Annotated in this window: 11 protein-coding genes; all 11 read left to right on the top strand. The window is 37.2% G+C overall.

Translation table 11 applies throughout. The annotated features are described in order from the left end of the window. Positions 1 to 1,839: tol-pal system YbgF family protein (locus ACIQ32_RS10505; protein WP_396195644.1), on the top strand; the 1,839-nt coding region annotated here is incomplete at its 5' end. 2 nt (positions 1,840 to 1,841) lie between these two features. Continuing rightward, positions 1,842 to 2,246 carry a polymer-forming cytoskeletal protein gene (locus ACIQ32_RS10510; protein WP_396195645.1) on the top strand — a complete coding sequence of 135 codons (405 nt, stop codon included), beginning with the start codon at positions 1,842 to 1,844 and terminating at the stop codon, positions 2,244 to 2,246. Then, positions 2,215 to 2,445 (top strand): AtpZ/AtpI family protein, encoded by a 231-nt coding sequence (locus ACIQ32_RS10515; RefSeq protein ID WP_396195646.1) that lies wholly within the window; start codon positions 2,215 to 2,217, stop codon positions 2,443 to 2,445. The genes ACIQ32_RS10510 and ACIQ32_RS10515 overlap by 32 nt, the downstream gene beginning before the upstream one ends. A 1-nt stretch (position 2,446) precedes the next feature. Beyond that, complete coding sequence (locus ACIQ32_RS10520; RefSeq protein ID WP_396195647.1) at positions 2,447 to 2,845, top strand: hypothetical protein; 399 nt, start codon at positions 2,447 to 2,449, stop codon at positions 2,843 to 2,845. Between the two features lie 116 nt (positions 2,846 to 2,961). Continuing rightward, positions 2,962 to 4,116 (top strand): F0F1 ATP synthase subunit A, encoded by a 1,155-nt coding sequence (gene atpB / locus ACIQ32_RS10525; RefSeq protein WP_396195648.1) that lies wholly within the window; start codon positions 2,962 to 2,964, stop codon positions 4,114 to 4,116. Positions 4,117 to 4,154: 38 nt separating this feature from the next. Then, entirely contained in the window at positions 4,155 to 4,346 is a 192-nt protein-coding gene (gene atpE / locus ACIQ32_RS10530) for an ATP synthase F0 subunit C (RefSeq protein ID WP_171221220.1), read from the top strand. 83 nt (positions 4,347 to 4,429) lie between these two features. Beyond that, a complete protein-coding gene (locus ACIQ32_RS10535) occupies positions 4,430 to 4,930 on the top strand; it encodes a F0F1 ATP synthase subunit B (protein ID WP_396195650.1) in 501 nt (166 codons plus the stop codon). Further along, positions 4,930 to 5,463, top strand: a complete 534-nt coding sequence (atpH, locus tag ACIQ32_RS10540; RefSeq protein WP_396195654.1) for an ATP synthase F1 subunit delta — start codon at positions 4,930 to 4,932, stop codon at positions 5,461 to 5,463. Before ACIQ32_RS10535 ends, atpH begins: the two co-directional genes overlap by 1 nt. A gap of 5 nt (positions 5,464 to 5,468) precedes the next feature. Then, a complete protein-coding gene (locus tag ACIQ32_RS10545; RefSeq protein WP_396195651.1) occupies positions 5,469 to 5,972 on the top strand; it encodes a hypothetical protein in 504 nt (167 codons plus the stop codon). A gap of 12 nt (positions 5,973 to 5,984) precedes the next feature. After that, complete coding sequence (atpA, locus tag ACIQ32_RS10550) at positions 5,985 to 7,562, top strand: F0F1 ATP synthase subunit alpha (RefSeq protein ID WP_396195652.1); 1,578 nt, start codon at positions 5,985 to 5,987, stop codon at positions 7,560 to 7,562. Positions 7,563 to 7,638: 76 nt separating this feature from the next. Further along, entirely contained in the window at positions 7,639 to 8,499 is an 861-nt protein-coding gene (atpG, locus tag ACIQ32_RS10555) for an ATP synthase F1 subunit gamma (RefSeq protein WP_396195653.1), read from the top strand. The last annotated feature ends 10 nt before the right edge of the window (positions 8,500 to 8,509 follow it).

Genomic DNA, 8,509 nt, shown 5'->3' on the forward strand with positions numbered 1-8,509 from the left:
CAAGCGAAAAAGCACTACAATATTTCGCTGAAGAAGAAATCCGAAGACGCTTATTTGGCAGCTTCCAATTACAGAAACTTAGCCGATATTTATTTTAATGCAGCCAAATACGCCACTGCCGGAAAGTATTTCGACAGTACATTGGTGCAGTTAAAGCCCAGAACACGAGAGTTCAATTCGATCAAAAAGAAAAGAGAAAACTTAGACGATGTCATCAAATATGAAGGCATAGCCCAAACCAATGACAGCATTATTTCTCTATACAAAATGACTAACGAAGACAGAGTAGCTTATTTTGAAAAGTACATCGAAAAACTAAAAAAAGAAGAAGCAGTAGCCATGAAGTTGGCCGAGAAAGAAGCTCAAATTAAAGAGAATCAGGAGAGAAATTCCGGTGACATTGGCTCGGACGACAAAGGTAAAAAGCCTAGTGCGGTTGCGCCATCTAAGCCCATTGGCCCCGTTTCTGAAAGCACCTTTTATTTTTACAATCCAACTACTGTGGCTTTTGGGCAAAAAGAATTCCAAAAGAAATGGGGAAAAGTCACTTTGCAAGACAATTGGAGAAAACCTCCAGCCACGGGAAGTTTGAACAGTAAAGAAGAGGATTCCAAAGGTGATGATCCGACCGAAGAAACCAAAGATTTGGCCAATGCTGAAGACCGATTCACCCCTGATTTCTACATCAAGCAATTGCCAACAAATCCTAGTTTAATTGACAGTTTGAGTAAAGAAAGAAACTTTGCTTACTATCAACTGGGAATCATTTACAAAGAAAAATTCAAAGAATACGAATTGTCCGCAGCCAAGTTGGAACAATTGCTTAAAAACAATCCCGAAGAGCGTTTGGTTTTACCTTCGATGTACCATTTGTATAAAGTGTATGAATTGATAGACAAGACCAAAGCAGAAGCCATGAAAGCCCGAATCATTTCGCTTTATCCAACGTCGAGATATGCTCAAATTTTGGCCAATCCGAATAGCCAATTGGCCGATGCCGGAGATTCCCCGAAAGCGGTTTATGAAAAACTCTATGAAAGATACCAAAACCACGATTACAAAACGGTTTTATCCGAAATAGCAGAAGCCATTGATCGATTTACCGGAGATGAAATTGTACCGAAATTAGAATTACTCAAAGCCAATTTAATCGGGAAATTATCTGGTTTGGAAGAATACGCCAAAGCTTTAAATTTTGTTGCGCTTAATTACCCAAATAGCGAGGAAGGCAAAAGAGCCGAGAAAATGATAACAGTTGATTTGCCTAAACTTCAGGCTTTACAATTGTCAAGTTTGGACTCCAGAAATTGGAAGATTTTATACGCCACTAAAGATTTTGAGGATAAAAGCACCAAAATTTTACGCGAAAAAATCGCCAAATTTATCAAAGAAAGAGGCTTAGAAAAGCTAACCGTTTCTTTGGATATTTACACCATGACTGATAATTTTGTGGTGATCCACGGATTGAATTCGAAAGATTTAGCTGATGGCATCACGGCTATTTTAAAAGACTATAAAGATTATAAGGTCCAAGAGAAACCGATTATTATCTCGGCCGAAAACTACACCATTGTTCAGGTTAAGAAAAACATCGATGAATTTTTAGCGGGTAATTTAACCGCTACACCAACCCAACCTAATTGGGACGGAACTTATGAGAAGCCGGTTGTGCAACAAGAACAGCAACCGCTTCAAATGCAAGAGCAACCTAAAAAAGAAGCTCAAAATAAACAACAGAGTAACCAACCGATTAAAACCACCGGTGATGCCAACAGTAAGGAAGAGCAATTTGGTTTGCCGCCAACACCACAGATGGGGAATCCGGGAAAAAAAGGATAGCCATGTTTGAAAAGAGTCCGAAATCATATACCGATTTGTTGGGGAAAACCAACCGAATTGTTGAGGGAACTACCATAACCGGCGATATTATTTCACCGGCTGATTTTCGTTTAGACGGACATTTAATAGGGAATTTTCAATCTAAAGGAAAAATTGTTATCGGTCCTGCCGGTAGTGTAAAAGGTGATATCATTTGTAAAAACGCCGACATAGAAGGGCATTTCGAAGGAAAAATACAAGTATTGGAAATCCTGAATGTAAAATCCAAATCCCATATCAAAGGAGAAGTGATTTGCGGAAAACTTTCAGTAGAACCCGGAGCCGAATTTAGTGCGTCTTGCGTGATGAAACCTCCTGTGAAAAACCTACCAAGTCATGGACCAACCAAAGAAGAACAAAGCGCCTAACAAGTGGTTAGTACTGATGAACATCCCGATTCAAATGGGTGTTATCGTTTTTTTATTCGCTTGGCTTGGCCGCTGGCTTGATGAAAAGTACAACAATCCACACCATCTTTTTGTTAAGATTCTCACTTTACTCGGAGTGGCCATTGCGTTTTATAACCTCAATCGACAACTCAAAGACATTAATAAATCTGACCAATAATATGAATTTACAAAAATTCAAATCTCTTTTCACCCTATTAGTTTTTGCAATAATTGGGTATGCCTCACACAAAGTAATTTTTCATTTTTGGGTTCCGAAAACCTATGAAGACAGTTTTATTTATACTGTAGAGTTGTTGTATTTGTTCTTTTTCTTTTTTTCATCGATGTTGATTTTAGTTTTAGACAAGGTCAAACAAAAGAGTATCAATTCGGTTGGATATACCTTTTTGTTATTAACCACAATCAAAATGGCCATTGCTTATGTTTTTCTCAAACCGATTTTGGCCGCCAACCTGGAAAAAACGCCAACAGAGAAAATGAGTTTTTTTATCATTTTCATTTACTTTTTGACAATAGAGACTTATGTAACTATCAGAATTTTAAATAATAAACAATAATTCTGCGTTTAATTGTCAATTCTGTCAAAAAAATTAAAACAGATACTTTTTAATATTAATTAATATTGTACTTTTGCACCAAATTTGAGAAATAAAATCTTAGCTAATTATCAGATATGGTGTTTTCAAAAAAACCACTCCAATTCATAATCGCTGCCTTAGTAGCTTTCTTTCCATTAATTAGTACTGCTAATCCTACAGTTGATTCTACCAAAGTTTCTGCAGAAACAACTCATGCCGTTGAAGCGGTTCACGGTGAGTCGGCAGAGCCAAAAGACGTCAAAACCGAAATCAAAGAATTCATAGATCACCACTTAAAAGATTCTTATGACTTCAATATTTTCGGCTATAAAGACGAAGCCGGTAAACAACATCATGTTGGTTTTCCACTTCCGGTAATTTTGCTGGATAATGGCTTACAGGTTTTCTCTTCATCAAAATTCCACAACGATCATGAAGTAGCTGAAGTCAACGGTACTTTCTACAAATTATACCACGGTAAAATTTACAAAGTTGATAGTGCTCAAGGGGAAGTAACTATGGATGAGCACCACCATGCCACTAATGAAAAGCCGTTGGATTTTTCTATTACTAAAAACGTATTCATGATTTTCGTAGTAGCTTTAATCATGTTCTTATTGTTTAAAAGTTTGGCCAAATCATACGTTAAAAACGGAGGCATTGCTTCGGGAGTTGGTCGTATTTTCGAACCAATTGTATTGTATGTCAGAGACGAAATTGCAATTCCTAATATCGGCGAGAAGCACTATAAAAAATACATGAGTTATTTATTGACCATCTTCTTCTTTATTTGGTTCTTAAACATCTTCGGATTAACGCCACTGGGAATTAACGTAACCGGGAATATCGCCGTTACAGCTTGTTTGGCTTTAATCACTTACTTAATCACAACTTTTACTGCTAAAAAAGATTATTGGGGTCACATTTTCTGGATGCCGGGTGTACCTGTGCCAATGAAATTTATCTTAGCACCAATCGAATTGTTAGGAACTGTTATCAAACCTTTCTCTTTAATGATTCGTCTTTATGCGAATATCGTTGCAGGTCACATCGTATTGATGAGTTTGATCGGACTAATGTTCGTTTTCAAAAACTGGATCGGAAGCAGCTTGTCTTTCTTCTTATCGTTTGCGATATCTTTGATTGAAATTTTAGTTGCTTTGTTGCAAGCCTATATATTCACGATGTTATCAGCCTTATATTTTGGTTCGGCGGTAGAAGAACATCACCATGAGGAAGCACATCACTAAGATTTAAAATTGAATGTTTAATTAAATATATATACATTATGGAAATTCCTAAAATCATTGGAGCAGGATTAGTAGTAATCGGAGCTGGTATCGGTATCGGAAGAATTGGTGGATCAGCAATGGACGCTATTGCACGTCAACCGGAAGCTACTGGTAAAATCCAAACAGCGATGTTGATTGCTGCGGCTCTTATCGAAGGTATCGGATTTGCTGCATTATTTGCAGTGTAATTCAAAAAAACAAAAAGCTGCAACGGTTGGTTGTAGCTTTTGTTTAACAATTAAATTAAAAGACTACATAATTACATTATAATATGGAAAAGTTAATAAATGATTTTTCATTAGGGTTGTTCTTCTGGCAATTTTTGATTTTCGTAGGATTGATTTTCTTATTGAAAAAATTTGCTTGGAAGCCAATTTTAGATGCAGTTAACGAAAGAGAAGAAGGCATTAGAAACGCTTTACTTTCTGCTGAAAATGCTAAAAAAGAAATGCAAAATCTTAAATCAGATAACGAGAAATTATTAGCTGAAGCGAGATTAGAGCGCGATTCAATGATTAAAGAAGCCCGTGAAATCAAAGAAAAAATGATTAACGATGCTAAAACTGAAGCCCAAGTAGCCGGTCAAAAAATGATTGAGCAAGCCAAAGCTTCTATCGAAAGTGAGAAAAACGCAGCTATGGCTGAATTGAAAGCTCAAGTGTCTACTTTATCATTAGACATTGCTGAAAAATTATTAAAAGACGAATTGTCTAACAAAGAAGCTCAAACCAAATTGGTTGAGAAAATGTTAGGTGACGTAAAACTAAATTAATCGGTATGTCAAGAGCTGCGATTAGATATGCGAAAGCCATTTTAGAAACTGCGGTTTCAAGCGGAAATGCTGCTAAAGTCAATGAAGACATGTTGTCTGTAGTTGCTTCAGTGGCCGGAAGTGCTGAACTAAGTGAATTTTTATCAAGTCCAATCATCTCTTCAGAAATAAAGATGAATGCGCTGAAAGAAGTTTTTGCCAATGTACAGTCGGAGACCAATTCTTTATTCAGATTGCTTCAGGAAAATAAAAGATTTGAAATTTTAGGAGCAGTGGCTAAACAATTCAACGCCCAATTCGACGTAATGAATGGTGTTGAACATGCCAAAGTAACCACCGCTTTCCCAATCACGGCTGATTTACAAAACCAAGTATTGGCCAAGATTGCTACTATTTCAGACAAAAAGATAACTATTGAGAACATAGTAGATCCGGCAATCATTGGTGGATTTATTTTGAGAATAGGCGACAAACAATACAACGCTTCTGTAGCTAACAGATTGCAAGAATTAAGAAGAGAATTTTCAAATTAACAACTATGAAAAACCTTTTTTTAACCTTGTTTTTAAGCGTCATTTATTTTGGATCCGCTCAAGAAGTAAAAATCAAGAAAGATCAAGTGTTTGTTGATGAACAACATTGGTTAAATTCTGATGGTTGTGGTATGTTTGGTTCCTCATGTAGTTTGTCAAATTTAAGCGGAGATGAAATCATTTATATGAAGTATGTTGAGCTTAAAGGGGTTGAACCCATTACCAATTATAATAAAACGGGTAATGTTTCTTATAGTGAAATCAAATTTTTGGGATTGAATGTGAGTATTGAATTGCAAGAATCCTATAAAAAAATCATTAAAATATTATATGCAGCCAAGGTCGTGAACCCCGACGGAACATTGGATGAAGAAAAAGTTCAAAAATTAGTTGAAAAATATGGCAGTGCTTTTTCAGCAAGATATAACAAGTCAACTAACAATACCATTATAATTAACAATAATCAGGAGCCTCAAAGATCTGGGGTTAATATAAACTTAGGAAGATAATACATAATAATTATGGCAGAAATTAAAGCTGCTGAAATTTCAGCAATATTAAAGAAACAAGTAGAAGGATTTCAATCCGGTGCTACATTAGAAGAAGTAGGAACTGTTCTTCAAGTTGGGGATGGTATCGCTCGTGTTTACGGGTTATCCAATGCACAATACGGTGAGTTGGTACAATTCGATAACGGATTGGAAGCTATCGTATTGAACTTAGAAGAAGACAATGTTGGGGTAGTACTTTTAGGACCTTCAACCGGTATTAAAGAAGGATCTACCGTGAAAAGAACACAACGTATCGCTTCATTAAAAGTAGGAGAAGGTATAGTTGGACGTGTGGTAAATACTTTAGGTGAGCCAATCGATGGTAAAGGACCAATCACTGGTGATTTATACGAAATGCCATTAGAAAGAAAAGCACCGGGAGTTATCTTCCGTCAGCCGGTAACCGAGCCGTTACAAACCGGAATCAAGTCAATCGACGCGATGATTCCTGTAGGTAGAGGTCAACGTGAGTTGGTAATTGGTGACCGTCAAACCGGTAAAACTACGGTTTGTATCGATACTATCTTGAACCAAAAAGAGTTCTACGATGCAGGTCAACCGGTATACTGTATCTATGTTGCTATTGGACAAAAAGCTTCAACAGTAGCGGGTATTGCAAAAACATTAGAAGAAAAAGGCGCTATGGCATATACAACTATTGTTGCTGCTAACGCTTCTGATCCTGCTCCAATGCAGGTATATGCTCCAATGGCAGGTGCTGCTATCGGAGAGTATTTCCGTGATTCTGGTCGTCCGGCTTTGATCATTTATGATGATTTGTCTAAACAAGCGGTGGCTTACCGTGAGGTGTCTTTGTTGTTAAGAAGACCACCGGGACGTGAGGCTTACCCTGGAGACGTATTCTACTTACACTCTCGTTTATTAGAAAGAGCTTGTAAAGTAATTGCCGATGATGATATCGCTAAAAACATGAACGACTTACCGGAATCTTTACGTCCAATCGTAAAAGGAGGAGGTTCATTAACAGCATTGCCAATTATCGAAACACAAGCGGGTGACGTTTCTGCTTATATTCCAACCAACGTAATTTCGATTACTGACGGTCAGATTTTCTTGGAGTCGGATTTATTCAACTCCGGGGTTCGTCCGGCGATTAACGTAGGTATCTCGGTATCGCGTGTTGGAGGTAATGCTCAAATTAAATCCATGAAAAAAGTATCAGGTACTTTGAAATTAGATCAAGCGCAATTCCGTGAATTGGAAGCGTTCGCTAAATTCGGGTCTGATTTGGATGCAGCTACTTTAAACGTAATCGAAAAAGGTAGAAGAAACGTGGAAATCTTGAAACAAGCGGTAAACGATCCGTTTACTGTAGAAGATCAGGTGGCAATTATTTACGCCGGTTCTAAAAACTTGTTGAGAAGCGTGCCTGTAAACAAAGTAAAAGAATTCGAAAAAGATTATATCGAGTATTTAAACAACAAGCATAGAGATACTTTAAATGCGCTTAAAGCCGGTAAATTAGACGATACAATTACCGATGTTTTAGAAAAAGCAGCTAAAGAAATTTCAGCGAAATATAACTAAAAACAATTTGAAGATTTGAGAATTTGAAAATGTAACAATTTTCAAATTTTCAAATCATCTAATTTTCAAATTAAATATGGCAAATTTAAAGGAAATCCGTAATAGAATCAGTTCCGTTTCATCAACGATGCAAATCACTTCGGCGATGAAAATGGTTTCTGCCGCCAAGCTGAAAAAAGCACAAGATGCCATTACAGCGATGCGACCTTATGCCGAAAAATTAACGGAATTGTTACAAAGCGTGAGCGCCACTTTAGACGGTGATGCCGGCGGACAATACACTTCACAACGCGAAGTAAACAAAGTATTGATTGTTGCCATTACTTCTAACAGAGGTTTGTGCGGTGCTTTCAATACCAACGTTATCAAGCAAGTAAAAGTAGTAGCCGACAGTTATGCCGGAAAACAAGTTGATATTTTTGCCATAGGTAAAAAAGGCAACGATGTTTTAAGAAAAACCAATACGGTTATTGTAAACAAAAGTGAAGTTTTCGACAACTTAACTTTCGACAATGTAGCTGAAATTGCAGATGTATTGACCGAGAAATTCGTTTCCGGAGAATATGATAAAATTGAAGTGGTGTACAACCAATTCAAAAACGCTGCCACGCAATTAGTAATGACAGAACAATTCTTGCCATTGGCACCGGTTGCCTCTGACAAAGCTACTTCAAGTGGGGATTATATTTTCGAACCGTCAAAAGAAGAAATTGTGTTGACCTTGATTCCAAAGTCGTTGAAAACCCAATTGTATAAATCGGTACGCGATTCTTTTGCCGCTGAACACGGAGCGCGTATGACCGCCATGCACAAAGCAACTGATAATGCCACCGAATTGAGAAACCAATTAAAATTAACTTACAATAAAGCGCGTCAAGCGGCTATTACTAACGAAATCTTAGAGATTGTTGGTGGTGCGGAAGCTTTGAACGGATAATTTTAAACAA

The sequence above is a fragment of the Flavobacterium sp. genome (assembly GCF_044373165.1).
Classification (GTDB): Bacteria; Bacteroidota; Bacteroidia; order Flavobacteriales; family Flavobacteriaceae; genus Flavobacterium.

Excerpts from the sequence above, each read along its gene's own strand:
- ACIQ32_RS10510 (WP_396195645.1), top strand. The coding sequence starts at position 1,842 with ATGTTTGAAAAGAGTCCGAAATCATATACCGATTTGTTGGGGAAAACC.
- ACIQ32_RS10515 (WP_396195646.1), top strand. The coding sequence starts at position 2,215 with ATGGACCAACCAAAGAAGAACAAAGCGCCTAACAAGTGGTTAGTACTG.
- ACIQ32_RS10520 (WP_396195647.1), top strand. The coding sequence starts at position 2,447 with ATGAATTTACAAAAATTCAAATCTCTTTTCACCCTATTAGTTTTTGCA.
- atpB (WP_396195648.1), top strand. The coding sequence starts at position 2,962 with ATGGTGTTTTCAAAAAAACCACTCCAATTCATAATCGCTGCCTTAGTA.
- atpE (WP_171221220.1), top strand. The coding sequence starts at position 4,155 with ATGGAAATTCCTAAAATCATTGGAGCAGGATTAGTAGTAATCGGAGCT.
- ACIQ32_RS10535 (WP_396195650.1), top strand. The coding sequence starts at position 4,430 with ATGGAAAAGTTAATAAATGATTTTTCATTAGGGTTGTTCTTCTGGCAA.
- ACIQ32_RS10545 (WP_396195651.1), top strand. The coding sequence starts at position 5,469 with ATGAAAAACCTTTTTTTAACCTTGTTTTTAAGCGTCATTTATTTTGGA.
- atpA (WP_396195652.1), top strand. The coding sequence starts at position 5,985 with ATGGCAGAAATTAAAGCTGCTGAAATTTCAGCAATATTAAAGAAACAA.
- atpG (WP_396195653.1), top strand. The coding sequence starts at position 7,639 with ATGGCAAATTTAAAGGAAATCCGTAATAGAATCAGTTCCGTTTCATCA.